The sequence below is a fragment of the Streptomyces mangrovisoli genome, assembly GCF_000974985.2.
GTDB lineage: Bacteria > Actinomycetota > Actinomycetes > Streptomycetales > Streptomycetaceae > Streptomyces > Streptomyces mangrovisoli.
Genome location: NZ_LAVA02000023.1, coordinates 54,963 through 80,307, shown reverse-complemented (window position 1 = coordinate 80,307; position 25,345 = coordinate 54,963). Strand labels below are relative to the sequence as shown.

Annotated in this window: 22 protein-coding genes; all 22 read left to right on the top strand. The window is 70.2% G+C overall.

Features of this window, described 5'->3' with window-relative positions; all coding sequences use genetic code 11:
* The first annotated feature begins 156 nt into the window (after positions 1 to 156).
* The gene (locus WN71_RS40855; RefSeq protein WP_046591579.1) at positions 157 to 1,455 is read left to right on the top strand and encodes a homoserine dehydrogenase; all 1,299 of its coding nucleotides are present in this window, start codon (positions 157 to 159) and stop codon (positions 1,453 to 1,455) included.
* Between the two features lie 6 nt (positions 1,456 to 1,461).
* On the top strand, positions 1,462 to 2,520 hold the full coding sequence (gene thrC / locus WN71_RS40850) for a threonine synthase (RefSeq protein WP_046591573.1): 1,059 nt from the start codon (positions 1,462 to 1,464) through the stop codon (positions 2,518 to 2,520).
* 585 nt (positions 2,521 to 3,105) lie between these two features.
* A complete protein-coding gene (gene thrB, locus WN71_RS11820; RefSeq protein WP_046591572.1) occupies positions 3,106 to 4,023 on the top strand; it encodes a homoserine kinase in 918 nt (305 codons plus the stop codon).
* Positions 4,024 to 4,425: 402 nt separating this feature from the next.
* Positions 4,426 to 6,435, top strand: coding sequence for a transcription termination factor Rho (rho, locus tag WN71_RS11815; RefSeq protein ID WP_046591571.1), 2,010 nt, complete (start codon positions 4,426 to 4,428; stop codon positions 6,433 to 6,435).
* A 326-nt stretch (positions 6,436 to 6,761) separates the two neighbouring features.
* Positions 6,762 to 8,588: a trypsin-like serine protease gene (locus WN71_RS11810; RefSeq protein ID WP_240529634.1), complete on the top strand. Its 1,827-nt coding sequence runs from the start codon at positions 6,762 to 6,764 to the stop codon at positions 8,586 to 8,588.
* Positions 8,589 to 8,807: 219 nt separating this feature from the next.
* Positions 8,808 to 9,947, top strand: a complete 1,140-nt coding sequence (locus WN71_RS11805; protein ID WP_046591570.1) for an LCP family protein — start codon at positions 8,808 to 8,810, stop codon at positions 9,945 to 9,947.
* A 189-nt stretch (positions 9,948 to 10,136) separates the two neighbouring features.
* Positions 10,137 to 10,358: a 50S ribosomal protein L31 gene (rpmE, locus tag WN71_RS11800; RefSeq protein WP_046591569.1), complete on the top strand. Its 222-nt coding sequence runs from the start codon at positions 10,137 to 10,139 to the stop codon at positions 10,356 to 10,358.
* Between the two features lie 121 nt (positions 10,359 to 10,479).
* Positions 10,480 to 11,556, top strand: coding sequence for a peptide chain release factor 1 (gene prfA / locus WN71_RS11795; protein WP_046591568.1), 1,077 nt, complete (start codon positions 10,480 to 10,482; stop codon positions 11,554 to 11,556).
* Between the two features lie 81 nt (positions 11,557 to 11,637).
* Entirely contained in the window at positions 11,638 to 12,477 is an 840-nt protein-coding gene (gene prmC, locus WN71_RS11790; protein WP_046591567.1) for a peptide chain release factor N(5)-glutamine methyltransferase, read from the top strand.
* Positions 12,478 to 12,529: 52 nt separating this feature from the next.
* On the top strand, positions 12,530 to 13,177 hold the full coding sequence (locus WN71_RS11785) for an L-threonylcarbamoyladenylate synthase (protein ID WP_046591566.1): 648 nt from the start codon (positions 12,530 to 12,532) through the stop codon (positions 13,175 to 13,177).
* Complete coding sequence (locus WN71_RS11780; RefSeq protein ID WP_046591565.1) at positions 13,174 to 13,839, top strand: arsenate reductase/protein-tyrosine-phosphatase family protein; 666 nt, start codon at positions 13,174 to 13,176, stop codon at positions 13,837 to 13,839. Before WN71_RS11785 ends, WN71_RS11780 begins: the two co-directional genes overlap by 4 nt.
* 400 nt (positions 13,840 to 14,239) lie before the next feature.
* Positions 14,240 to 15,487, top strand: coding sequence for a serine hydroxymethyltransferase (locus tag WN71_RS11775; protein ID WP_046591564.1), 1,248 nt, complete (start codon positions 14,240 to 14,242; stop codon positions 15,485 to 15,487).
* A 232-nt stretch (positions 15,488 to 15,719) separates the two neighbouring features.
* The gene (locus WN71_RS11770; protein WP_046591563.1) at positions 15,720 to 17,075 is read left to right on the top strand and encodes an MraY family glycosyltransferase; all 1,356 of its coding nucleotides are present in this window, start codon (positions 15,720 to 15,722) and stop codon (positions 17,073 to 17,075) included.
* 373 nt (positions 17,076 to 17,448) lie between these two features.
* On the top strand, positions 17,449 to 17,886 hold the full coding sequence (locus WN71_RS11765; RefSeq protein WP_046591562.1) for a Cg1360 family ATP-synthase-associated protein: 438 nt from the start codon (positions 17,449 to 17,451) through the stop codon (positions 17,884 to 17,886).
* Positions 17,887 to 18,159: 273 nt separating this feature from the next.
* On the top strand, positions 18,160 to 18,930 hold the full coding sequence (gene atpB / locus WN71_RS11760) for a F0F1 ATP synthase subunit A (RefSeq protein ID WP_046591561.1): 771 nt from the start codon (positions 18,160 to 18,162) through the stop codon (positions 18,928 to 18,930).
* Between the two features lie 76 nt (positions 18,931 to 19,006).
* The gene (gene atpE / locus WN71_RS11755; protein ID WP_046591560.1) at positions 19,007 to 19,246 is read left to right on the top strand and encodes an ATP synthase F0 subunit C; all 240 of its coding nucleotides are present in this window, start codon (positions 19,007 to 19,009) and stop codon (positions 19,244 to 19,246) included.
* A 36-nt stretch (positions 19,247 to 19,282) separates the two neighbouring features.
* Positions 19,283 to 19,831 (top strand): F0F1 ATP synthase subunit B, encoded by a 549-nt coding sequence (locus WN71_RS11750; protein WP_046591559.1) that lies wholly within the window; start codon positions 19,283 to 19,285, stop codon positions 19,829 to 19,831.
* The gene (locus WN71_RS11745) at positions 19,828 to 20,643 is read left to right on the top strand and encodes a F0F1 ATP synthase subunit delta (RefSeq protein ID WP_046591558.1); all 816 of its coding nucleotides are present in this window, start codon (positions 19,828 to 19,830) and stop codon (positions 20,641 to 20,643) included. The genes WN71_RS11750 and WN71_RS11745 overlap by 4 nt, the downstream gene beginning before the upstream one ends.
* Before the next feature lie 144 nt (positions 20,644 to 20,787).
* Positions 20,788 to 22,377, top strand: a complete 1,590-nt coding sequence (gene atpA, locus WN71_RS11740; protein ID WP_046591557.1) for a F0F1 ATP synthase subunit alpha — start codon at positions 20,788 to 20,790, stop codon at positions 22,375 to 22,377.
* Between the two features lie 21 nt (positions 22,378 to 22,398).
* A complete protein-coding gene (locus WN71_RS11735; protein WP_046591556.1) occupies positions 22,399 to 23,313 on the top strand; it encodes a F0F1 ATP synthase subunit gamma in 915 nt (304 codons plus the stop codon).
* The gene (gene atpD, locus WN71_RS11730) at positions 23,313 to 24,749 is read left to right on the top strand and encodes a F0F1 ATP synthase subunit beta (RefSeq protein WP_046591555.1); all 1,437 of its coding nucleotides are present in this window, start codon (positions 23,313 to 23,315) and stop codon (positions 24,747 to 24,749) included. Before WN71_RS11735 ends, atpD begins: the two co-directional genes overlap by 1 nt.
* Positions 24,750 to 24,860: 111 nt before the next feature.
* Positions 24,861 to 25,235, top strand: a complete 375-nt coding sequence (locus WN71_RS11725; protein WP_046591554.1) for a F0F1 ATP synthase subunit epsilon — start codon at positions 24,861 to 24,863, stop codon at positions 25,233 to 25,235.
* Positions 25,236 to 25,345 lie beyond the last annotated feature (110 nt).

Genomic DNA, 25,345 nt, shown 5'->3' with positions numbered 1-25,345 from the left:
AACATGGCAGATTGGTGGAGGGGCGGAAGATCTCCTGTTCCCGCCCCTCGCCGAAATGAAATGCATGTCTCACCATCCGGACCAGGCATAGAAAGCACGGTGCCGTGGGTGAGACTGGGTCCTACCGATGACGGTATGAGGAAACGAGGTCGGATGATGCGTACGCGTCCGCTGAAGGTGGCGCTGCTGGGCTGTGGAGTGGTCGGCTCCGAGGTGGCGCGCATCATGACGACGCACGCGGACGACCTCACGGCCAGGATCGGCGCCCCCGTCGAGCTCGCGGGGGTCGCCGTACGGCGTCCGTCGAAGGTGCGCGAGGGCATCGACCCGGCGCTGGTCACCACCGACGCCACCGCGCTCGTCAAACGCGGGGACATCGACGTGGTCGTCGAGGTCATCGGCGGCATCGAGCCCGCCCGCACGCTCATCACCACCGCGTTCGAGCACGGCGCGTCCGTCGTCTCCGCGAACAAGGCGCTGCTCGCCCAGGACGGCGCCGCCCTGCACGCCGCCGCCGAGCAGCACGGCCGCGACCTCTACTACGAGGCCGCCGTCGCCGGCGCCATCCCGCTGATCCGCCCGCTGCGCGAGTCCCTCGCCGGCGACAAGGTCAACCGCGTGCTCGGCATCGTCAACGGGACGACCAACTTCATCCTCGACAAGATGGACTCCACGGGGGCGGGCTATCAGGAGGCCCTCGACGAGGCCACCGCGCTCGGATACGCCGAGGCCGACCCCACCGCCGACGTCGAGGGATTCGACGCCGCGGCCAAGGCGGCCATCCTCGCCGGGATCGCCTTCCACACCCGCGTGCGCCTCGACGACGTGTACCGCGAGGGCATGACCGAGGTCACCGCCGCCGACTTCGCCTCGGCGAAGGAGATGGGCTGCACCATCAAGCTGCTCGCGATCTGCGAGCGGGCGGCCGACGGCGGCTCCGTCACCGCCCGCGTGCACCCGGCGATGATCCCGCTCAAGCACCCGCTGGCCGGCGTCCGCGGCGCGTACAACGCCGTCTTCGTCGAGTCCGACGCCGCCGGACAGCTGATGTTCTACGGCCCCGGCGCCGGCGGCGCGCCCACCGCGTCCGCCGTCCTCGGCGACCTGGTCGCCGTCTGCCGCAACCGGCTCGACGGCGCCACCGGGCCCGGCGAGTCGGCGTACGCCGCGCTGCCCGTCTCGCCCATGGGCGAGGTCGTCACGCGCTACCACATCAGCCTGGACGTCGCCGACAAGCCGGGCGTGCTCGCCCAGGTCGCGACGGTCTTCGCCGAGCACGGAGTCTCCATCGACACGGTTCGGCAGCACGTACGTCCGGACTCCGACGGCGAGGCGTCCCTCGTCGTCGTCACGCACCGCGCCACCGACGCCGCCCTCGGCGGGACGGTCGAGGCGCTGCGCAAGCTCGACACCGTGCGGGGTGTCGCCAGCATCATGCGGGTTGAAGGGGAGTAGCGAGCAATGACCCACCAGTGGCGCGGAATCATCGAGGAGTACCGGGACCGGCTGCCGGTGTCCGACAGCACGCCGGTCGTGACGCTCCGCGAGGGCGGCACGCCTCTCGTGCCCGCGCAGGTCCTCTCCGAGCGCACGGGCTGCGAGGTGCACCTCAAGGTCGAGGGCGCGAACCCGACCGGGTCCTTCAAGGACCGCGGCATGACCATGGCCATCACCCGGGCCAAGGAGGAGGGCGCCAAGGCGGTCATCTGCGCCTCCACCGGCAACACCTCCGCCTCCGCCGCCGCGTACGCGGTGCGGGCCGGGATGGTCTCCGCCGTGCTCGTGCCGCAGGGGAAGATCGCCATCGGCAAGATGGGCCAGGCCCTCGTGCACGGCGCGAAGATCCTCCAGGTCGACGGCAACTTCGACGACTGCCTCACCCTGGCCCGCCAGCTGAGCGACAACTATCCGGTGGCGCTGGTCAATTCGGTGAACCCGGTGCGCATCGAGGGCCAGAAGACGGCCGCGTTCGAGATCGTCGACATGCTCGGCGACGCACCCGACATCCATGTCCTCCCGGTGGGCAACGCGGGCAACATCACCGCCTACTGGAAGGGCTACAAGGAGTACGCCGCCGACTCCGTCGCCTCCCGCACCCCGCGCATGTGGGGCTTCCAGGCCTCCGGCAGCGCGCCGATCGTGCGCGGCGAGATCGTCAAGGACCCCTCGACGATCGCGACCGCGATCCGCATCGGCAACCCGGCCTCCTGGCAGTACGCGCTGGCCGCGCGGGACGAGTCCGGCGGCTTCATCGACGAGGTGACGGACCGTGAGATCCTGCGCGCCTACCGGCTGTTGGCGGCCCAGGAGGGCGTCTTCGTCGAGCCCGCGTCGGCCGCTTCGGTGGCCGGTCTGCTGAAGGCGGCGGAGCAGGGCAAGGTCGACCCGGGGCAGCGGATCGTCTGCACGGTCACCGGCAACGGCCTCAAGGACCCCGACTGGGCCGTCGCCGGCGCGCCGCAGCCGGTCACCGTCCCGGTCGACGCGGTCGCGGCGGCCTCCCGCCTCGGCCTCGCCTGAGACCCCGAGCAGTCGCAGGCCGGTCCCGGTCCCAGCCCCGGTCCGGTCCCGGTCCCAGCCCCGGTCAAGTCCCGGTCTCAGTCCCGGTCCGGTCCCGGCCCCGTCCCCGGCCTTCGGTGTCGTACGGCATCGAAGGCCACGGCGGCCGGACGCCGGGCCGCGACAGCCGGACGACGGCCCACGGCCCTCTTCCCGAGGCGGGCCCGGTCCTGTCCCGCCTCGGGAAACGACCGGAATTCGGCTGGGAAACGGCTGACGCCCGTCCGGGTCCCGCTCGCGGGACCCGGACCCGCCCGGCACCGGCGGCACCGGCGACCGGACGGCAACCGGCGGACTCCGCACGGCGTCCTCGCCAGTGAGCGCCCTGCCGGGGGGTGCACGAGGGGCTTACGACACGCATCGTGCGCCTCCTGTGCGCCCTATGTCGCCACAGAACCTTCCTTCGATAGGCTGTACTGAACCCGCCCGCCGCATATGCCTCCGCATCCGGTCGGTGCCGTTGCCGCCTCCGCGGCCCTCGCGGTTTCATGTACGTCTCCGCAGGTCGTTCCATCAACCCCGCAGCTCAAGGAGAGTCATCGAGCGATGGCCGGTCCCGCCTTCCGCGCCGCCGCCGTCCGGGTGCGCGTTCCCGCCACCAGCGCCAATCTCGGTCCGGGCTTCGACGCCTTCGGGCTCGCGCTGGGGCTCTACGACGACGTGGTCGTCCGGGTGGCCGACTCCGGGCTGCACATCGACATCGCCGGCGAAGGCAGCGAGACCCTGCCGCGCGACGAGAGTCACCTGCTCGTACGGTCCCTGCGCACGGCCTTCGACCTGCTCGGCGGGCAGCCGCGCGGCCTGGAGATCGTCTGCGCCAACCGCATCCCGCACGGCCGGGGCCTCGGCTCCTCCTCCGCCGCGATCTGCGCGGGCATCGTCGCCGCGCGCGCGGTGACCATAGGCGGCGAGGCCCGCCTCGACGACGCCGGACTGCTGGAGCTGGCCACCGAGATCGAGGGCCACCCCGACAACGTCGCGGCCTGCCTGCTGGGCGGGTTCACGCTCTCCTGGATGGAGGCCGGCGCCGCCCGCGCGATCCGGATGGAACCCGCCGAGTCCATCGTTCCGGTGGTTTTCGTGCCCGGGAAGCCCGTCCTCACCGAGACGGCGCGCGGACTGCTCCCGCGCTCCGTGCCGCACGTCGACGCCGCCGTCAACGCGGGCCGTGCCGCACTGCTCGTCGAGGCACTCACCCGCCGGCCCGAACTGCTGCTCCCGGCGACCGAGGACCGGCTGCACCAGGAGTACCGCGCCCCGGCCATGCCGGAGAGCGCCGCACTGGTGGAAAGGCTGCGGGCGGACGGCATTCCGGCGGTCATCTCCGGCGCCGGACCCACGGTCATGGCACTGACCGACGCGGACACCGCCGACAAGGTGGAAGCGCTGGCCGGCGAGGAATGGGCCGCCAATCGGCTCGACCTCGACCCGCAGGGAGCGAGCGTGCTGCCGCTTGCGCCCTGACACACGGTTGCCGGATTTGGAGAGGGGGAATGTTTGTTGGATCCGGTAGTGTTAACCTCAAGTCTGCACCCGACCCCACCATGGCGAGGTGCTTCGTGTCCCCGTCCGGGACAGACATTCTTCCGGGAGCTCCCCACGACGCACTGTGTTCGGTATGTCGTACCTGGGCAGTACGCCGTACGCGGCCACTGAGCGGACCGCTGGGCACGCTCCGGAATCGGTGCAACCACGCCACGTGACACCAGGTGCCACGGCCAGGTAGCGCCATCACCAGAAATCTCTCTTCCGCCGCTTTGGCGGACCACCGCCCCGGTTCGGGCCACACACCAAGACCCGAAGCCGGACAGCACAACCGGTCGCCGAGCCAGACAGGCCGACGTCCGCTCCAGGGAAGGACCCTTCGTGAGCGACACCACCGATCTGATGGGCGCACGTGTCGAGGAGACCGCTGCCGCGCCCGCCACGGACGCCTCCGCGCCTGCCACCGGTGCGGGCTCCCGGCGGCGCCGCGGTACCGGCCTCGAGGGCATGGTGCTGGCCGAGCTTCAGCAGGTCGCGTCCGGCCTCGGCATCCGGGGCACGGCGCGGATGCGCAAGAGCCAGCTGATCGAGGTCATCAAGGAGGCGCAGGCCGGGGGTTCCTCCTCCGCGGGCGCGCCGGCGAAGGCCGAGGCCGCCGCCGAGTCGAAGCCCAAGCGCCGCGCCACCTCGAAGTCCCGCACGGGCGACGAGGCCGCTCCCGCCGCCGACAAGAAGGCCGACGCTCCGGCCGAGCAGGCCGTGGCCCAGCAGCAGATCGACATCCCGGGCCAGCCTTCCCCGAAGGGCTCGGCCGCGGCCGAGCAGCAGGGTTCCGCCGACGCCCCCGCCGAGCGCCGCCGCCGCCGCGCCACCGCCGACGCGGGCAGCCCCGCGGGCAGCGCCGAGACGATCGCCGCCGAGGCGAAGGGCGAGGCGAAGGGCGACGCGTCCGCGCAGGGCGACGCCGACGGCGCCGAGGGCCGCCGCCGTGACCGCCGCGAGCGCGGCCGGGACCGGGGCGACCGCACCGACCGCGGTGACCGCCGCGGCAAGGGCGACGACCAGCCGGGCCAGGGCGGCCAGCGTCAGCAGCAGAACCAGCAGCAGGGCGGCGGTCGTCAGGACCGCAACACCGGCCCGCAGGACGACGACGACTTCGACGGCGGACGCCGTGGCCGGCGCGGCCGTTACCGCGACCGCCGGGGTCGTCGCGGCCGCGACGACATCGCCGAGCCGCAGGTCGCCGACGACGACGTCCTGATCCCCGTCGCGGGCATCCTGGACATCCTCGACAACTACGCGTTCATCCGGACCTCCGGCTACCTGCCGGGCCCGAACGACGTGTACGTCTCCCTCGCCCAGGTCCGCAAGAACGGCCTGCGCAAGGGCGACCACCTCACCGGCGCGGTCCGCCAGCCGAAGGAGGGCGAGCGCCGCGAGAAGTTCAACGCGCTGGTCCGGCTCGACTCCGTCAACGGCATGGCGCCCGAACACGGCCGCGGCCGCCCGGAGTTCAACAAGCTGACCCCGCTCTACCCGCAGGACCGCCTCCGCCTGGAGACGGACCCGGGCGTGCTGACCACCCGCATCATCGACCTCGTGTCGCCGATCGGTAAGGGCCAGCGCGGTCTGATCGTGGCCCCGCCGAAGACCGGCAAGACCATGATCATGCAGGCGATCGCCAACGCGATCACGCACAACAACCCCGAGTGCCACCTGATGGTCGTCCTGGTCGACGAGCGTCCGGAAGAGGTCACCGACATGCAGCGGTCGGTCAAGGGCGAGGTCATCTCCTCGACCTTCGACCGCCCGGCCGAGGACCACACCACGGTCGCCGAGCTCGCCATCGAGCGCGCCAAGCGCCTGGTGGAGCTGGGTCACGACGTCGTCGTGCTGCTCGACTCGATCACGCGTCTGGGCCGTGCGTACAACCTCGCCGCCCCGGCCTCCGGCCGCATCCTGTCCGGTGGTGTCGACTCGACCGCCCTGTACCCGCCGAAGCGCTTCTTCGGTGCGGCCCGCAACATCGAGGACGGCGGTTCGCTGACCATCCTCGCCACCGCGCTGGTGGACACCGGGTCCCGCATGGACGAGGTGATCTTCGAGGAGTTCAAGGGCACCGGCAACATGGAGCTCAAGCTCGACCGGAAGCTCGCCGACAAGCGCATCTTCCCCGCGGTGGACGTCGACGCGTCCGGCACCCGTAAGGAAGAGATCCTGCTTGGCAACGAGGAGCTCGCGGTCGTCTGGAAGCTGCGCCGGGTGCTGCACGCGCTCGACCAGCAGCAGGCGATCGAGCTGCTGCTCGACAAGATGAAGCAGACGAAGTCGAACGTCGAGTTCCTGATGCAGATCCAGAAGACGACGCCGACCCCGGGCAACAACGACTAGTCCGCCACCGGCGAGCACCACGTCGTAGAGGGCCGTCCCCGCACCGCGCGGGGGCGGCCCTCCGCCGTTCCCACGTGCAGGGCCGGGGCCGCTCTCGGCCTTCCCGCGCGCCCGGCCGGGGCTGCTCCCGGCCGTTCCCGCGACCCCCCGTGCCAGGTCCGAGTCCCTCTGGGGCCGGACCTCTTGCGTTTCTGTGAACGGTGTACGATCACGCCCTTCGGGCCCTTCGACTACGCCCCGAACACCCATCCCTAGGGGGGACTTCAGTGGGTACACCCACGCCCAGGAACGGCCGGCACAGACGCCGGATACGGATAGCCCTGCCCGTGGCCGCGGCCGGTGCGGCCGCGGCCATCGCCGCGGCGCTGCTGTCCTCCTCCGCGAACGCGGCGACGACCCCGCCGCTGCCCACCAAGAACCCGGTGGTGGCCTCCGCGCCGTCCCAGGCGGAGCTGAAGAAGACCGTCGCCGGCGCCGTCGCCTCCGACGACACCGCGGGCGCGACCGGTGAGAGCGCGTCGAGCACGAGCACCACCACCCCGAGCAGCAGCGCGAGTTCGAGCAGCAGCTCCGCGGGTCACGTCGACCCCAAGATCATCGGTGGTACGACCACCACGGTCAGCTCCGCGCCCTGGATGGCGCAGCTCTGGTACTACGACGACCGCGGCACCGCCACCGAGTCGGACGACATCGGCTTCTTCTGCGGCGGCACGGTCGTCGCGCCGACGAAGATCCTCACCGCGTCGCACTGCGTCCGGGACGAGAACAACAAGGCGTACAACTGGCACGCCAACGGCGCCGTCATCACCGGTACGACCTACCTGCCGTCCACCGATGAGACGACCGGCGAGACCGACTTCCACGGCGGCACCGTCTCCGGTGTCTGGCAGCAGTGGAACAACCCGTCGTACAGCCCGACGACGATCAACAACGACATCGCGGTCCTCACGCTCGCGGCGCCGGTCAAGGCCACGCCGATCCGCATGACGACCTCGACCGACACGTCGTCGTACACGGGCACGGCCGCCACGACCGCCAAGGTCTACGGCTGGGGCCGTACCAGCTCCACCACGCAGGACATCTCCGAGCAGCTGAAGACGGCCACGCTGCCGATCCAGTCGGACACCACCTGCACCGGCGCCTACGGGTCGGACTTCATCAAGGGCGACATGGTGTGCGCGGGCAAGGCCGCCACCGGTTCCGACACCGGCACCACGTCCGCCTGCAACGGCGACTCGGGCGGCCCGCTGGTCGTCAACAACCGGATCGTCGGTGTCGTCTCCTGGGGTGTGAAGGACTGCGTCACCAAGGGCGCGTACAGCGTCTTCACGAAGGTCAGCAAGTACGTCGGCGTGGTCTACCCGCGCATCGACGACACCAACCTGAGCAGCGACCTCAAGGCCGACGTGTGGGAGCGCAAGTCCTCCACGAAGACCGGCTACGAGCAGGACTCCACCGGCACCGCCCTCGGCGCCCGCACGTCCTGGAACAACTGGGACGGCGTCAACCTGGTCCTGCAGACCGACCTCGACCGCGACGGCTACCAGGACCTGGTCTACCGGGACAGCTCCAGCGGTGACGTCTACTGGGCGCACTGGGTGCTGAACAGCGCCGGCGACAGTGGCGACTGGGCGGTCAAGAAGATCTTCAGCGCCTGGAAGACCCGCCTGCGCGTCATCGCCCCCGGCGACGTCAACGGCGACTACGTCCCCGACCTGCTCTCCGTGGACTCCGGCGGCACGCTGTGGATCTACCCGGGCAAGGGCAACGGCACCTTCTCCACGCGCGTGAAGGTGAGCACGGGCTGGAACCAGTACAACTCCGTGCGCGCCCACGGCGACTTCACCGGTGACGGCAAGGTCGACCTGATCGCCCGCAAGAGCGGCAGCGACGACCTGTACCTGTACAAGGGCACCGGCACGGCCGGCACGGGCGCGTTCTCCGCGCGGATCAAGGTCCGCTCCGCCTGGACCGGCTACAACGCCTTCGACGCGGTCGGTGACATCACCGGCGACGGCAAGGCGGACTTCCTGGCCCGCACGCCCGGCGGCACGCTCTACCTGTACGCGGGTACCGGCAAGGCCACCAGCGACATCTTCAGCGCCCGCAAGTCGCTCGGTACCGGCTACCAGCAGTACGACATCTTCGGCTGACCCCATGGCGAGCCGGGCGCTGCCCGGTGAGCCGGTGAGCCGGTGACGGACGATGCCCATCGCGCCCCGCGGTGGGCATCGCGCGTTGTGCAACCTTTTTCCGAGTTTCGCCGTCTGACCCCTCGGGGTGACCATGGTGCCGTGTGCCGGATTCGCCCTGACCGGGCCTGACCCCGAGAGCTGGGGGTAGTCGACGACCCGACGAGAGCTGAGGAGCACATGTCCGCCGAGAACACGCCGGACCCCGGCATACCGGGGAGCACCGGCCCCAGCGGCCCGCGCGAGGGCGCGGGGACCCGTCACAAGCCCCTGAGCAGGCGCCGCAAGGGCCTGCGGATCGCGGCTTGGACCGCCACGGGTGTCGTCCTGCTGGGCGGCACGGGCGCGGCGTACGTGTACTTCAAGCTCAACGGCAACATCCGGAGCATCGACATCAACCAGGCGCTCGGCACCGACCGCCCGCGCAAGGCCGGCAACGGCTCCGAGAACATCCTGGTCCTGGGCTCCGACAGCCGCTCCGGCGGCAACAAGAAGATCGGCGGGGGCGCCGACGACGGCACCGCGCGCTCCGACACGGCGATGATCGTCCACGTCTACAAGGGCCACAAGAAGGCGAGCGTCGTCTCCATACCGCGCGACACCCTGGTGAGCCGTCCCGCGTGCACCGACAGCCAGGGAATCACCCATTCGGCGGCATCGCAGGTCATGTTCAACGAGGCGTACTCGACGGGCGGCGCGGTGTGCGCGGTCAAGACCGTCGAGTCCCTCACCGGGCTGCGGATGGACCACTACCTGGAGGTCGACTTCGCGGGCTTCGAGAAGCTCGTCGACGAGCTGGGCGGGGTCGAGGTCACCACGACGAAGGACATCCACGACACCAAGAGCCATCTGAACCTCAAGGCCGGCACGCACAAGCTCGACGGCAAGGAGGCCCTCGGCCTGGTCCGCACCCGGCACGGCGTGGGCGACGGCTCCGACCTCGGCCGCATCCAGCTCCAGCAGGCGTTCGTGAAGGCGCTCGTCGAACAGGTCAAGCACATCGGGCTGCTCGGCAACCCCAAGCGGCTGCTCGACCTCGCCGACACCGCGACCAAGTCCGTCACCACCGACTCCGACCTCGGCTCGGTGAACTCCCTGATGTCGTTCGCGGACGGCCTGAAGGGCATCGGCTCCTCGGACATGAAGATGGTCACGCTGCCCGTGCAGTACGACCCCGTGAACCCCAACCGGGTGGTCGTCGACAAGGCCAAGGCCCGGCAGGTCTGGACGGCCCTGGCGCACGACCGCGCCATCCCGGCGAGCGCGACGAAGGGCACCGCGAACGGCGAGGCGAAGGGCGTGGTCACGGCCGCGCCGTGACCGGCCCGTCGCGTGCCGTCACCGGGCGCCCGGGCGGGCGCGGGTCCCGCCCGCGCCGGGAATAGATCGCCGAGCCCCCCGGTTTGGGAGGATGCGGCCAGTCCTGGCAGACTGGTACGTCGGCCCCGGTTCACGCCTCCGCATCCCGCGGCAGCGACCCGGTGCCCTCCCGAAATCTAGGAGAACCCCTTGAAGCGCGACATCCACCCCGAGTACGTCGAGACGCAGGTCAGCTGCACCTGTGGCGCGTCGTTCACGACTCGTAGCACCATCACCTCCGGCACCATCCGTGCCGAGGTCTGCTCCGAGTGCCACCCGTTCTACACGGGCAAGCAGAAGATCCTCGACACCGGTGGCCGTGTGGCCCGCTTCGAGGCCCGCTTCGGCAAGGCTGCCGGCTCCAAGAAGTAGCGAGCCCCATTTCGCCGGTCCACGGTCGCGCCCTTTCGCGAGGGCGCGCCGGGACCGGCGTTTTTGGTCGTCCGCCCTCCCTTCGCACCGCAGCCGAACCCGCCGCATCAGGAGCCCCCACATGTTCGAGGCCGTCGAGGAACTCGTCGTCGAGCACGCCGACCTGGAGACGAAGCTCGCCGACCCGTCGGTCCACGCCGACCAGGCCAACGCGCGCAAGCTCAACAAGCGCTACGCCGAGCTGACCCCGATCGTCGCCACGTTCCGCTCCTGGAAGCAGACCGGCGACGACATCGACACCGCGCGCGAACTCGCCGCCGACGACCCGGACTTCGCCGCCGAGGTCAAGGAGCTGGAGAAGAGCCGCGAGGAGCTGACCGAGAAGCTGCGCATGCTTCTGGTCCCGCGCGACCCCAGCGACGACAAGGATGTCATCCTCGAGATCAAGGCCGGTGCGGGCGGCGACGAGTCGGCCCTGTTCGCCGGCGACCTGCTGCGCATGTACCTGCGCTACGCCGAGCGGGTCGGCTGGAAGACCGAGATCATCGACGCCACCGAGTCCGAGCTGGGCGGCTACAAGGACGTCCAGGTCGCCGTGAAGACCAAGGGCGGCCAGGGCGCCACCGAGCCCGGTCAGGGCGTGTGGGCCCGGATGAAGTACGAGGGCGGGGTGCACCGCGTGCAGCGCGTGCCCGCCACCGAGTCCCAGGGCCGCATCCACACCTCCGCCGCCGGTGTCCTCGTCACGCCCGAGGCGGAGGAGGTCGACGTCGAGATCAACCCCAACGACCTGCGCATCGACGTCTACCGCTCCTCCGGACCCGGCGGGCAGTCCGTGAACACCACCGACTCCGCCGTGCGCATCACGCACCTGCCCACCGGTGTGGTCGCCTCCTGCCAGAACGAGAAGAGCCAGCTCCAGAACAAGGAGCAGGCGCTGCGTATCCTGCGTTCGAGGCTGCTCGCAGCGGCGCAGGAGGAGGCGGAGAGGGAAGCCGCCGACGCCCGCCGCAGCCAGGTCCGCACCGTCGACCGCTCCGAGAAGATCCGCACGTACAACTTCCCGGAGAACCGCATCTCGGACCACCGCGTCGGATTCAAGTCGTACAACCTGGACCAGGTCCTGGACGGCGACCTCGACGCGGTGATCCAGGCCTGCGTCGACGCGGACTCGGCCGCCAAGCTCGCAGCCGCGTAAGCGTGTTGACGACGTACTGACCACACACGGAGGACCGGCGTGCAGCAAGAAACCGGGGGGCGCCCCCCGAGCCCCCGCAGCGTGCTGCTCGCGGAGGTGGCCCAGGCCACCCAGCGGCTGGCGGACGCCGGCGTGCCCTCGCCGCGCAACGACGCGGAGGAGCTCGCCGCGTTCGTGCACGGCGTGAAGCGCGGCCAGCTGCACTCCGTCAAGGACGCCGACTTCGACGCCCGGTACTGGGAGGTCATCGGCCGGCGCGAGCAGCGCGAGCCGCTCCAGCACATCACCGGGCGCGCCTTCTTCCGCTACCTGGAGCTCCAGGTGGGCCCCGGCGTCTTCGTGCCGCGCCCCGAGACGGAGTCGGTGGTCGGCTGGGCCATAGACGCCGTACGCGCCATGGACGTGGTCGAGCCCGCCATCGTCGACCTGTGCACCGGCTCCGGCGCGATCGCGCTCGCCCTGGCCCAGGAGGTGCCGCGCTCGCGCGTGCACGCCGTGGAGCTGTCCGAGGACGCGCTCACGTGGACCCGCAAGAACATGGAGGGCTCCCGCGTCGACCTGCGCCAGGGCAACGCGCTGGACGCCTTCCGCGACCTCGACGGCCAGGTCGACCTCGTCATCTCCAACCCGCCGTACATCCCGCTCACCGAGTGGGAGTACGTCGCCCCCGAGGCCCGCGACTACGACCCCGAGCTCGCCCTGTTCTCCGGCGAGGACGGACTCGACCTGATCCGCGGCATCGAGCGCACCGCGCACCGGCTGCTGCGGCCGGGCGGCGTGGTCGTCGTGGAGCACGCGGACACGCAGGGCGGTCAGGTGCCGTGGATCTTCGCGGAGGAGCGGGGCTGGGCCGACGCGGCCGACCACCCGGACCTCAACAACCGTCCGCGGTTCGCGACGGCCCGCAAGGCCATGCCGTGAGCACCCCCACCGACCCTTTCCCGCAGTACGTGTACGAGGAGGCCCGTTAGACATGGCACGGCGATACGACACCAACGACTCGACCGACCGTTCGACGGGTCTGCGCGAGGCCGCGTCCGCCGTCCGCCGTGGCGAGCTCGTGGTGCTGCCGACCGACACCGTCTACGGCATCGGCGCCGACGCGTTCTCCTCGGAGGGCGTGGTCGACCTGCTCACCGCCAAGGGCCGGGGCCGCAACATGCCCACCCCCGTGCTGATCGGCTCCCCGAACACGCTGCACGGCCTGGTCACGGACTTCTCGGAGATGGCCTGGGAGCTGGTCGACGCGTTCTGGCCGGGCGCCCTCACCCTCGTCGCGCGGCACCAGCCGTCGCTCCAGTGGGACCTGGGCGACACCCGGGGCACGGTCGCCGTGCGGATGCCGCTGCACCCGGTCGCCATCGAGCTGCTCACCGAGGTCGGTCCCATGGCCGTGTCCTCGGCCAACATCACCGGCATGCCCGCGCCGGAGACCTGTGACGCCGCGCAGGAGATGCTCGGCGACGCCGTCTCCGTCTACCTCGACGGCGGACCCACCCCCGGCAACGTGCCCTCCTCGATCGTCGACGTCTCCCGCGAGGTGCCGCTGCTGCTGCGCGCGGGCGCGATCTCCGCGGAGGAGCTGCGCAAGGTCGTACCCGACCTCGAGGTGGCGAATTGACGGCCCCTGAGGGGCGTGGCATAGGCAACAGGGAAGAGACGGCGCCCTTCGGGGCGCACACCGACAGCTTCCGCATCCTCCACGTCAGCACCGGCAACGTCTGCCGCTCGCCGATCACCGAGCGGCTGACCCGCCATGCCCTGGCGGACCGGCTCGGCGACCCGCTGTGGGGCGGGCTGATCGTGGAGAGCGCGGGCACCTGGGGCCACGAGGGCGCGCCCATGGAGGCCAACGCGGAGACCGTGCTGGCCGACTTCGGCGCGGACGCCTCCGGCTTCGTGGGGCGCGAGCTGCTCGACGAGCACGTGATCATGGCGGACCTGGTGCTGACCGCCACCCGCGACCATCGGGCGCAGGTCATCTCGATGGGGCACTCCGCGGGGCTGCGCACCTTCACGCTGAAGGAGTTCACCCGCCTGGTGCGGGCGATAGACCCGGCGACGCTGCCGCCGCTGGAGGACGGCGTGGTGGCCCGCGCCCGCGCGCTGGTGCGGGCGGCGGCGGCGCTGCGGGGGTGGCTGCTCGCCCCGACGGCCGAGGCGGACGAGGTCTTCGACCCTTACGGGGCGCCGCTGCCGTTCTTCCGGTCCATCGGGGACGAGATACATGAGGCGCTGGATCCGGTCGTCACGGCCCTGACGGGGGTCGCTGCGCGGGCTTGACGGTCCGTGGTGACGGTCGCCCGTCGTCCGGCTGCGGGCCGGTGGGGGCCCTTCGCGCAGTTCCCCGCGCCCCTTCAGGGGCTCCGCGGGTTCGTCGTGGTTCCTCGCGCAGTTCCCCGCGCCCCCTAAAGGGAAGGCCGCCGACGATCCGTGCCCCGTCAGGGGCGCGGGGAACTGCGCGCTCAGCCTCCACCGGGCGGTCAGGAGTGTGTCTGCGGGTCGTGGGGCCCGTTCGCGCAGTTCCCCGCGCCCCCGAAAAAGCGGGCGGCGGCCGTGCCCTTTCAGGGGCGCGGGGAACTGCGCGAACGGCCCGCACCCCGGTGGGCGCCACGGTCGGGCGGGGTGGGCGGGGCGGGCCTACATTGGGACGTACGTCAGCGTCGACGCGTCGGAGCCCACCATGACGGTCACCCGCACCCCAGAGGCCGATGTCCTGCTCCGCCAGGACCCGGAGCTGGCCGAGGTCCTGCTCGGCGAGCTGGACCGGCAGTCGACCACGCTCCAGCTCATCGCCGCGGAGAACTTCACCTCCCGCGCCGTCCTCGCCGCCCTCGGCTCGCCGCTGGCCAACAAGTACGCCGAGGGCTACCCGGCCGCCCGCCACCACGGCGGCTGCGAGATCGTCGACGTCGCCGAGCGGATCGCCGTCGACCGGGCGCGCACCCTGTTCGGCGCCGACCACGCCAACGTGCAGCCGCACTCCGGGTCCTCCGCCGTGCTCGCCGCCTACGCCGCCCTGCTGCGTCCCGGCGACACCGTCCTCGCGCTCGGCCTGCCGCACGGCGGCCATCTCACCCACGGCTCGCCCGCCAACTTCTCCGGCCGCTGGTTCGACTTCGTCGCCTACGGCGTGGACGCCGAGAGCGGCCTCATCGACTACGAGCAGGTCCGCACCCTGGCTCGCACCCACCGGCCCAAGGCGATCGTCTGTGGCTCCATCGCCTACCCGCGCCACATCGACCACGCGCTGTTCCGCGACATCGCCGACGAGGTGGGCGCCTACCTCATCGCCGACGCTGCGCACCCCATCGGGCTGGTCGCCGGGGGAGCGGCGCCGAACCCGGTGCCGTACGCCGACATCGTCTGCGCCACCACGCACAAGGTGCTGCGCGGACCGCGCGGCGGGATGCTGCTGTGCGGCGGGGAGCTGGCCGAGCGCGTCGACCGCGCGGTGTTCCCGTTCACCCAGGGCGGCGCGCAGATGCACACCGTCGCCGCGAAGGCCGTCGCGTTCGGCGAGGCGGCGATGCCCGCCTTCACCCTCTACGCCCACCAGGTCGTCGACAACGCGCGCGTCCTCGCCGCCGGTCTCGCCGCCGAGGGGCTGGTGGTGACCACCGGCGGCACGGACACCCATCTCATCACCGCGGACCCGGCGCCCCTCGGGGTCGACGGCCGCACCGCGCGCGGGCTGCTCGCGGCGGCCGGGATGGTCCTCGACTGCTGCGCGCTGCCGCACGCCCATGTGCGCGGACTGCGCCTCGGCACCGCGGCGGTCACCACGCAGGGGATGCGGGAGACGGAGATGGCGCGGATCGCCGTGCTGCTCGCCGGCGTGCTGCGCGGCGAGGTCGACGGCGCCCGCGCCCGCGCGGAGACGAGGGAACTGGCGGAGGCGTTCCCGCCGTATCCGCCGTATCCGGGGTGACGGACGTTACGTCCGGGGCGGGGGTGACGTACGACGCACCCTTCGTGATCACCGCAGGCCGCCGGGGTCGCGAACCGGGTCGCATCCGGCGCGGGACGGGGTACCCGCACCGTCATGGCCCCGCCGCACAGCAAGACGTGCAACCATCGCCGCTACCCGTGTGTCCCCACACATATGCGTCCCTCGCTAGGGTGTGGGGCTGAGATGGCCAGCGAGACCTGTGGGGAAGCCCGTGCGTGAATACCTGCTGACGCTCTGCATCACGGCCGCGGTGACGTATCTGCTGACAGGGCCGGTGCGGAAGTTCGCGATCGTGGCCGGAGCGATGCCGGAGATCCGTGCGCGTGACGTGCACCGGGAACCCACGCCCCGGCTCGGCGGCATCGCCATGTTCTTCGGGCTGTGCGCGGGTCTGCTGGTCGCGGACCACCTGACCAACCTCAACGAGGTGTTCGCCAAGTCGAACGAGCCCCGGGCGCTGCTCTCCGGGGCCGCGCTGATCTGGCTGATCGGCGTCCTGGACGACAAGTTCGAGATCGACGCGCTGATCAAGCTGGGCGGCCAGATGATCGCCGCGGGCGTCATGGTCATGCAGGGTCTGACGATCCTGTGGCTGCCCATCCCCGGCGTCGGCAACGTGGCGCTGACCCAGTGGCAGGGCACGCTGCTCACGGTGGCGCTGGTCGTCATCACCATCAACGCCGTCAACTTCGTCGACGGCCTCGACGGGCTCGCGGCCGGCATGGTCTGCATCGCCGCGACCGCGTTCTTCCTGTACTCGTACCGCATCTGGTACTCGTACGGCATCGAGGCGGCCGCCCCCGCCACGCTCTTCGCGGCCATCCTGATGGGCATGTGCCTGGGCTTCCTGCCGCACAACATGCACCCGGCGCGGATCTTCATGGGCGACTCGGGCTCGATGCTGATCGGGCTGGTGCTGGCCGCCGGCGCGATCTCCGTCACCGGCCAGGTCGACCCGGACGCGCTCAAGCTGTTCGCCGGTTCGGAGAAGGCGGCCGTGCACCAGACGGTGCCCGTCTACATCCCGCTGCTGCTGCCGCTGACCATCATCGCGGTGCCCACCGCCGACCTGGTGCTGGCCATCGTGCGCCGCACCTGGCGCGGCCAGTCGCCGTTCGCCGCCGACCGGGGCCATCTGCACCACCGGCTGCTGGAGATCGGCCACTCGCACAGCAGGGCCGTGCTGATCATGTACTTCTGGTCGGCGCTGATCGCCTTCGGCGCGCTCGCCTACTCGGTGAACTCGGCGTCGATGTGGATCGTGCTCGGCGTGGTCTTCCTCAGCGCCATCGGGCTCGGGCTGCTCCTGCTGCCGCGGTTCACGCCGAGTGCCCCGCGCTGGGCCGAGCACCTCGTGCCGCCGCGCTACCGCCGCCGGCGGGCGGCGGCCCTCGCGGGGGACGCCGGGCTCGGTTCCGCGGCCCTCGCGGAGTCCGCGCGGCCGTCGGAGTCCGCTGAGCCCTCAGGGGCCGGGGAGGAGCTGCGGGAGCCCGTCGCCGCGGGGGTGGCCGGCGTCAACGGGGCGACCGCCGTCGGCTCCCGTTCCCGCTTCCGCCGGCTGCCCTGAGCCGCCGACTCCCGTGACCCGCCGATGACTTGGCTGACCGTGCGCTGACCCGGCACTGACCTGTCGGTGACTTGCCCAAGGTAAGAATCTGACTAAAGCGTTGCCAACACGTGGGGGTGCAAAGACCCCCAATATCAGACAAGTCGGCACGGTTTTTGCCCAGACGCGCGCCATCACTCTCATGTGTGACAGCTGGCACACCAACCAGGTAAAGACCTCATCAAATAGTTTGTGATACCGTTCACGAGAACCCGGGATGGAGCCGAAGGGCCGTAGAGAGACGGTCCCTTGGCGCGAGGAACCCCTCCTAGGACCGGGTCTACGCTCGTCCATGACGACACCCCTGCCCCCCTGCGAAAGCGGAGTTGCCGCCATGCCGTCCAATGACGTCCGGAACCTTGTGCCGATCGCGCTGCCCTCGTTGGCCGTCGGCGCCGTCGCCGTCGCCGTGAGCGCCGCGGTCGCCGGGGGCAAGGGCGCCATCGGCGCGGCGGTGGGGGCGGTGCTCGCCGTGCTCTTCATGGGGCTGGGCCTGTACGTCCTGCAGTGGACGGCAAAAACGCTCCCGCAGCTGTTCCAGGGCATGGGGCTGATGCTCTACGTCGCCCAACTCCTGCTGCTCATGATCTTCGTGGCCCTCTTCAAGGACACGTCCCTCTTCAACGCCAAGGCGTTCGCGCTGTCGCTCGTGGTCTCCACCGTCGTGTGGATGGCCTCACAGGCCCGCGCGCACATGAAGTCCAAGATCTTCTACATTGATCCGGACTCGTCGAAGAGCGAGATGCCCGAGAAGTCAGGGTCCCCGTCGTGAGGGGTAGGGGCGGGATAAAGCAGCGGGGGATCTCCTGCTATCGTCCGGTGCCAACTGCGGCATCGTGGGCGCGGGCATCTGAGCTGACGCCTGCTCGATCGCGAGGCTCGAAGCCCCCCAGCCGCCCTCACATCCGTAACACCAGTCCGGTGCCGATCCGCGGCTGCGCGCCGCGCCGACACAACGAGGTTGCCGTACCCATGCGTCACGCCGAAGGAGCCCGTGGTGAGTGCTGACCAGACCCAGCTCGCCTTTGACTGGAGTTGTCGGGTCATGTCCGACAACGGGTGTGGCTTCCCGGCTCCGGGCCTGCACTCGTTCATGTTCGAGCCGCTGTTCACGGTGGGCGGCTTCGAGTTCAACAAGGTGATGCTGCTCGCGCTCATCACCTCCGTCGTGGTCATCGGCTTCTTCAGCGCCGCCTTCGGCAAGGCCAAGGTGGTCCCGGGCAAGCTCCAGATGGTCGGCGAGGCCGGCTACGACTTCGTGCGCCGCGGCATCGTCTACGAGACGATCGGCAAGCGCGAGGGCGAGAAGTACGTGCCCCTCATGGTCTCGCTCTTCTTCTTCATCTGGATCATGAACATCTGGTCGGTGATCCCGCTGGCCCAGTTCCCGGTCTCGTCGATCATCGCGTACCCGGCCGTGCTGGCCGGCGTGGTCTACGTGACCTGGATGGTGCTGACCTTCAAGCGGCACGGCTTCGCGGGCGGCTTCAAGAACATCACCGGCTACGACAAGTCGCTCGGTGCGGTCCTGCCGCTCGTCGTGGTGATCGAGTTCTTCTCGAACGTCTTCGTCCGGCCCTTCACGCACGCGGTCCGACTCTTCGCGAACATGTTCGCCGGTCACCTGCTGCTCGTGATGTTCACCGTCGCCAGCTGGTACCTGCTGAACAGCTGGCTGGTCGTCGGCGCCGGTGTCTCCTTCGCGATGACCGTCGTCATGATCATGTTCGAGCTCTTCGTCCAGGCCGTCCAGGCGTACGTGTTCGTGCTGCTGGCCTGCTCCTACGTTCAGGGCGCTCTCTCCGAGAGCCACTGAGCCACCCCTCAGCTCCACCCACCTGTCGTCCGGTGGCCAACCCCCACCGGTCCGTAAAAGAGAAGGAAGAAACGGCATGTCCGCTGCCATCGACCTCGCCGCCGGCGTCTCCGGTTCCCTCGGCTCCATCGGCTACGGCCTGGCCGCCATCGGCCCCGGCATCGGTATCGGCATCATCTTCGGTAACGGCACCCAGGCCCTCGCCCGTCAGCCCGAGGCCGCCGGTCTGATCCGCGCCAACCAGATCCTGGGCTTCGCCTTCTGTGAGGCTCTCGCCCTCATCGGCATCGTTATGCCGTTCGTGTTCGGTCAGTAATACCCACACCGACACGTAGAGACGAAAGGCACTGATGTGATCGCCAACCTGGTTCAGCTGGCGGCCGAGGAGAAGGAGAATCCCCTCGTCCCGCCCGGCCCCGAGCTGCTCATCGGCGCCATCGCCTTCGCCATCGTGTTCTTCTTCTTCTGGAAGAAGCTGCTCCCGACCATCAACAAGGTCCTGGAGGAGCGCCGCACGGCGATCGAAGGTGGCATCGAAGAGGCCGAGGCCATGAAGGTCGAGGCTCAGAGCGTCCTTGAGCAGTACAAGGCTCAGCTCGCCGAGGCCCGGCACGAGGCCGCGCGTCTGCGCCAGGAGGCGCAGGAGCAGGGTGCCGCGCTCATCGCCGAGATGCGGGCCGAGGGCCAGCGTCAGCGCGAGGAGATCGTCACCGCCGGTCACTCGCAGATCGAGGCCGACCGCAAGGCCGCCGCGTCCGCGCTGCGTCAGGACGTCGGCTCGCTCGCCACGGAACTGGCCGGCAAGCTCGTCGGCGAGTCCCTCGAGGACCACGCCCGGCAGTCCCGCGTCATCGACCGCTTCCTCGACGAGCTCGAGGAGAAGGCCGAGGCCGCGCGATGAACGGAGCGAGCCGCGAGGCCCTGGCAGCCGCACGCGAGCGTCTCGACGCGCTGACGGACACCACGTCCGTGGACGCGGCGCAGCTCGCCGACGAGCTGGCGGCCGTCACCGCGCTGCTCGACCGCGAGGTGTCGCTGCGTCGGGTCCTCACCGACCCGGCGCAGGACGGTGAGGCCAAGGCCCAGCTCGCCGGGCGTCTGCTCGGCGGCCAGGTCGGCGGCCCGACCGCCGACCTGGTGTCCGGCATGGTGCGCTCCCGCTGGTCGCAGCCCCGCGACCTGGTCGACTCGATCGAGGAGCTGTCCGCCACCGCCGAGCTGACCGCCGCCCAGCAGGCCGGCACGCTCGACAACGTGGAGGACGAGCTGTTCCGCTTCGGGCGGATCGTCTCCTCGAACACCGAGCTGCGCGCCGCGCTCACCGACCGCAAGGCGACCGCCGCGGCCAAGGTGGAGCTGCTGCACCGCCTGCTCGGCGGCCGGGCCGCGGTGTCCACGGAGCGTCTGGTGACGCGCCTGGTGACCGCGCCGCGTGGACGTAGCCTGGAAGCGGGACTCGAGTCCCTGTCCAAGCTCGCCGCAGCGCGCCGGGACCGCGTCGTCGCCGTCGTCACCTCGGCGGTGCCGCTGAGCGACCAGCAGAAGCAGCGCCTGGGCGACGCCCTCGCGAAGCTCTACGGCCGCCGGATGCACCTCAACCTCGACGTGGACCCCGACGTCGTCGGCGGTGTGCGGGTGCAGGTCGGTGACGAGGTCATCAACGGCTCCCTCGCGGACCGGATCGACGACGCCGCCCGCCGCATGGCGAGCTAGCAGCACAGCAGCAACAGCAGTACGTACTTACGACGGCCCTGGTTGGGCCGTACAGAGGATTCACCTCTCTTTGGGGGGAGTCCCGACTCGTGGAATACCCCCCAAGTGAAACTTCGGGCCCAACAAGGAGAGCAGGGAACCCAGATGGCGGAGCTCACGATCCGGCCGGAGGAGATCCGGGACGCGCTGGAGAACTTTGTCCAGTCGTACAAGCCGGACGCGGCCTCGCGCGAGGAGGTCGGTACGGTCACCCTTGCCGGCGACGGCATCGCGAAGGTCGAGGGCCTGCCCTCGGCCATGGCCAACGAACTGCTGAAGTTCGAGGACGGCACCCTCGGCCTCGCGCTGAACCTGGAAGAGCGCGAGATCGGCGCCATCGTCCTCGGTGAGTTCAGCGGCATCGAGGAGGGTCAGCCGGTGCAGCGCACCGGTGAGGTCCTCTCCGTCGCGGTCGGCGAGGGCTACCTCGGCCGCGTCGTCGACCCGCTCGGCAACCCGATCGACGGCCTCGGCGAGATCGAGACCAGCGGCCGCCGCGCCCTGGAGCTGCAGGCCCCGGGCGTCATGGCCCGTAAGTCGGTGCACGAGCCGATGGAGACCGGCTACAAGGCCGTCGACGCGATGACCCCGATCGGCCGTGGCCAGCGTCAGCTGATCATCGGTGACCGTCAGACCGGCAAGACCGCCCTGGCCGTCGACACGATCATCAACCAGCGCGACAACTGGCGCTCGGGCGACCCGAAGAAGCAGGTCCGCTGCGTCTACGTCGCCATCGGCCAGAAGGGCTCGACCATCGCCTCCGTGCGTGGCGCCCTGGAAGAGGCCGGCGCGCTGGAGTACACGACCATCGTCGCCGCCCCGGCGTCCGACCCGGCCGGCTTCAAGTACCTGGCGCCGTACACCGGTTCGGCCATCGGCCAGCAGTGGATGTACGAGGGCAAGCACGTCCTCATCATCTTCGACGACCTCTCGAAGCAGGCCGACGCCTACCGCGCCGTGTCCCTGCTGCTGCGCCGCCCGCCGGGCCGCGAGGCCTACCCGGGTGACGTCTTCTACCTGCACTCCCGTCTGCTGGAGCGCTGCGCGAAGCTCTCGGACGAGCTGGGCGCCGGTTCGATGACGGGTCTGCCGATCGTCGAGACGAAGGCCAACGACGTCTCCGCGTTCATCCCGACCAACGTCATCTCCATCACCGACGGCCAGTGCTTCCTGGAGTCGGACCTCTTCAACGCCGGTCAGCGCCCCGCGCTGAACGTCGGTATCTCCGTCTCCCGAGTCGGCGGTTCCGCGCAGCACAAGGCGATGAAGCAGGTCTCCGGCCGTCTGCGTCTGGACCTCGCCCAGTACCGCGAGCTGGAGGCGTTCGCCGCCTTCGGTTCCGACCTGGACGCGGCGTCGAAGTCGCAGCTGGAGCGCGGTCAGCGTCTGGTCGAGCTGCTCAAGCAGGCTCAGTACCAGCCGATGCCGACCGCCGACCAGGTCGTCTCCGTGTGGGCCGGTACCACCGGCAAGATGGACGACGTCCCGGTGGCCGACATCCGCCGCTTCGAGAAGGAGCTCCTGGAGTACCTGCACCGCTCGGAGCAGGGCCTCATGACCTCCATCAAGGAGGGCGGCAAGATGTCGGACGACACTCTCACCGCCATCGCCGACGGCATCGCCGCCTTCAAGAAGCAGTTCGAGACCTCGGACGGCAAGCTTCTCGGCGAGGACGCCCCGGCCTCGGCCAAGTGACGTAGGGAAGGGACCTGACTCATGGGAGCCCAGCTCCGGGTCTACAAGCGTCGCATCCGATCCGTCACCGCGACCAAGAAGATCACCAAGGCGATGGAGATGATCGCCGCCTCGCGCGTCGTCAAGGCGCAGCGCAAGGTGGCGGCCTCCACGCCGTACGCGACCGAGCTCACCCGCGCGGTCACGGCGGTCGGCACCGGCTCGAACACCAAGCACCCGCTGACCACGCAGGCCGAGACGGTCGTGCGGTCCGCGGTGCTGCTGCTGACCAGCGACCGTGGTCTGGCCGGCGCGTTCAACGCCAACGCCATCAAGGCGGCGGAGAAGCTCACCGAGCGCCTTGAGGCCGAGGGCAAGCAGGTCGACACGTACATCGTCGGCCGCCGCGGTCTGGCCCACTACAACTTCCGCGAGCGCAAGGTCGTGGAGTCGTGGTCGGGCTTCACCGACGAGCCCACGTACGCGGACGCCAAGCAGGTCGCGGGTCCGCTGATCGAGGCGATCGAGAAGGAGACGGCGGACGGCGGCGTGGACGAACTCCACATCGTCTACACCGAGTTCATCTCGATGATGACGCAGACGGCGATCGACAGCCGGCTGCTCCCGCTCAGCCTCGAAGAGGTCGCGGAGGAGGCGCCCAAGGGCGAGATCCTTCCGCTGTACGACTTCGAGCCGTCGGCGGAGGACGTCCTCGACGCCCTGCTGCCGCGCTACGTCGAAAGCCGTATCTACAACGCCCTGCTCCAGTCGGCTGCCTCCAAGCACGCCGCCACGCGCCGGGCGATGAAGTCGGCCACCGACAACGCCGGAGAGCTCATCACGACGCTCTCCCGGCTTGCCAACGCGGCCCGCCAGGCCGAAATCACCCAGGAAATCAGCGAGATCGTCGGTGGCTCCGCAGCCCTGGCCGACGCGACCGCGGGGAGTGACCGCTAATGACCACCACTGTTGAGACCGCGACGGCCACGGGCCGCGTCGCCCGGGTCATCGGCCCGGTCGTCGACGTGGAGTTCCCCGTCGACGCGATGCCGGACATCTACAACGCCCTGCACGTCGAGGTCGCCGACCCGGCGAACGAGGGCCAGAAGAAGACGCTGACCCTGGAGGTCGCCCAGCACCTGGGTGACGGCCTGGTCCGCACCATCTCGATGCAGCCCACCGACGGCCTGGTCCGCCAGGCCCCGGTCACCGACACCGGCGACGGCATCACCGTCCCGGTCGGCGACTTCACCAAGGGCAAGGTGTTCAACACCCTCGGTGAGGTGCTGAACGTCGACGAGCAGTACACGGGCGAGCGCTGGTCCATCCACCGCAAGGCCCCGAACTTCGACGAGCTCGAGTCGAAGACCGAGATGTTCGAGACCGGCGTCAAGGTCATCGACCTTCTCACCCCGTACGTCAAGGGTGGAAAGATCGGCCTGTTCGGCGGTGCCGGCGTCGGCAAGACGGTGCTCATCCAGGAGATGATCTACCGCGTCGCCAACAACCACGACGGTGTCTCCGTGTTCGCCGGTGTCGGTGAGCGCACGCGTGAGGGCAACGACCTCATCGAGGAGATGGCGGACTCGGGCGTCATCGACAAGACCGCGCTGGTCTTCGGTCAGATGGACGAGCCCCCGGGCACCCGTCTGCGCGTGGCCCTCGCGGGTCTGACCATGGCGGAGTACTTCCGCGATGTGCAGAAGCAGGACGTGCTGTTCTTCATCGACAACATCTTCCGCTTCACGCAGGCCGGTTCCGAGGTCTCGACCCTGCTCGGCCGTATGCCCTCCGCGGTGGGCTACCAGCCGAACCTGGCCGACGAGATGGGTCTCCTCCAGGAGCGCATCACCTCGACCCGTGGTCACTCGATCACCTCGATGCAGGCGATCTACGTCCCCGCGGACGACCTGACCGACCCGGCCCCGGCCACCACGTTCGCCCACCTCGACGCGACGACGGTGCTCTCCCGTCCGATCTCCGAGAAGGGCATCTACCCGGCCGTGGACCCGCTGGACTCCACGTCCCGCATCCTGGACCCGCGCTACATCGCGGCGGACCACTACAACACGGCCATGCGTGTGAAGACGGTCCTCCAGAAGTACAAGGACCTCCAGGACATCATCGCGATCCTCGGTATCGACGAGCTGGGCGAAGAGGACAAGCTCGTCGTCCACCGTGCCCGTCGCGTGGAGCGCTTCCTGTCCCAGAACACCCACGTCGCCAAGCAGTTCACCGGCGTCGACGGGTCGGACGTCCCGCTGGACGAGTCGATCGCGGCCTTCAACGCGATCATCGACGGTGAGTACGACCACTTCCCGGAGCAGGCGTTCTTCCTCTGCGGTGGCATTGAGGACCTCAAGGCCAACGCCAAGGAGCTGGGCGTCTCCTGAGCATCGTGCTCGCGTGAGGGGGGCGGGCGCGTCCCGCCCCCCTTCGTTCGCCCACTAGACTTGTAACCAACACCCGGCACAACCGCCGGGTGGTGACCCGAGGAGCCACCCTTGGCTGCTGAGCTGCACGTCGCGCTGGTCGCGGCCGACCGAGAGGTCTGGTCCGGCGAGGCCACCCTGGTCGTCGCGCGCACCACGTCCGGCGACATCGGCGTCATGCCCGGTCACCAGCCGCTGCTCGGTGTGCTGGAGTCGGGCCCGGTGACGATCCGCACGAACGACGGCGGGACGGTCGTCGCCGCCGTGCACGGCGGTTTCATCTCGTTCGCGGACGACAAGCTGTCGCTGCTGGCCGAGATCGCCGAGCTGTCCGACGAGATCGACATCCAGCGTGCCGAGCGCGCGCTGGAGCGCGCGAAGTCGGACGCCGACGCGTCGGCCGAGCGCCGCGCGGACGTACGACTGCGTGCGGCGGCGTCGCACTGACACCGCTCGCGTGAGCTGAAGTACCTCAGCCGCGGCCGGCACCGGAGTGATCCGGAGCCGACCGCGGCTGAGGCAGATATGGATGTTTTTTCCGTTCCGTTACCTGTTTC

Excerpts from the sequence above, each read along its gene's own strand:
- WN71_RS11775 (WP_046591564.1), top strand. The coding sequence starts at position 14,240 with ATGACGGTCACCCGCACCCCAGAGGCCGATGTCCTGCTCCGCCAGGAC.
- WN71_RS11785 (WP_046591566.1), top strand. The coding sequence starts at position 12,530 with ATGGCACGGCGATACGACACCAACGACTCGACCGACCGTTCGACGGGT.
- prfA (WP_046591568.1), top strand. The coding sequence starts at position 10,480 with ATGTTCGAGGCCGTCGAGGAACTCGTCGTCGAGCACGCCGACCTGGAG.
- WN71_RS11805 (WP_046591570.1), top strand. The coding sequence starts at position 8,808 with ATGTCCGCCGAGAACACGCCGGACCCCGGCATACCGGGGAGCACCGGC.
- thrC (WP_046591573.1), top strand. The coding sequence starts at position 1,462 with ATGACCCACCAGTGGCGCGGAATCATCGAGGAGTACCGGGACCGGCTG.
- atpB (WP_046591561.1), top strand. The coding sequence starts at position 18,160 with ATGTCCGACAACGGGTGTGGCTTCCCGGCTCCGGGCCTGCACTCGTTC.
- atpD (WP_046591555.1), top strand. The coding sequence starts at position 23,313 with ATGACCACCACTGTTGAGACCGCGACGGCCACGGGCCGCGTCGCCCGG.
- atpA (WP_046591557.1), top strand. The coding sequence starts at position 20,788 with ATGGCGGAGCTCACGATCCGGCCGGAGGAGATCCGGGACGCGCTGGAG.
- thrB (WP_046591572.1), top strand. The coding sequence starts at position 3,106 with ATGGCCGGTCCCGCCTTCCGCGCCGCCGCCGTCCGGGTGCGCGTTCCC.
- WN71_RS11745 (WP_046591558.1), top strand. The coding sequence starts at position 19,828 with ATGAACGGAGCGAGCCGCGAGGCCCTGGCAGCCGCACGCGAGCGTCTC.
- WN71_RS11765 (WP_046591562.1), top strand. The coding sequence starts at position 17,449 with ATGCCGTCCAATGACGTCCGGAACCTTGTGCCGATCGCGCTGCCCTCG.
- atpE (WP_046591560.1), top strand. The coding sequence starts at position 19,007 with ATGTCCGCTGCCATCGACCTCGCCGCCGGCGTCTCCGGTTCCCTCGGC.
- WN71_RS11735 (WP_046591556.1), top strand. The coding sequence starts at position 22,399 with ATGGGAGCCCAGCTCCGGGTCTACAAGCGTCGCATCCGATCCGTCACC.
- WN71_RS40855 (WP_046591579.1), top strand. The coding sequence starts at position 157 with ATGCGTACGCGTCCGCTGAAGGTGGCGCTGCTGGGCTGTGGAGTGGTC.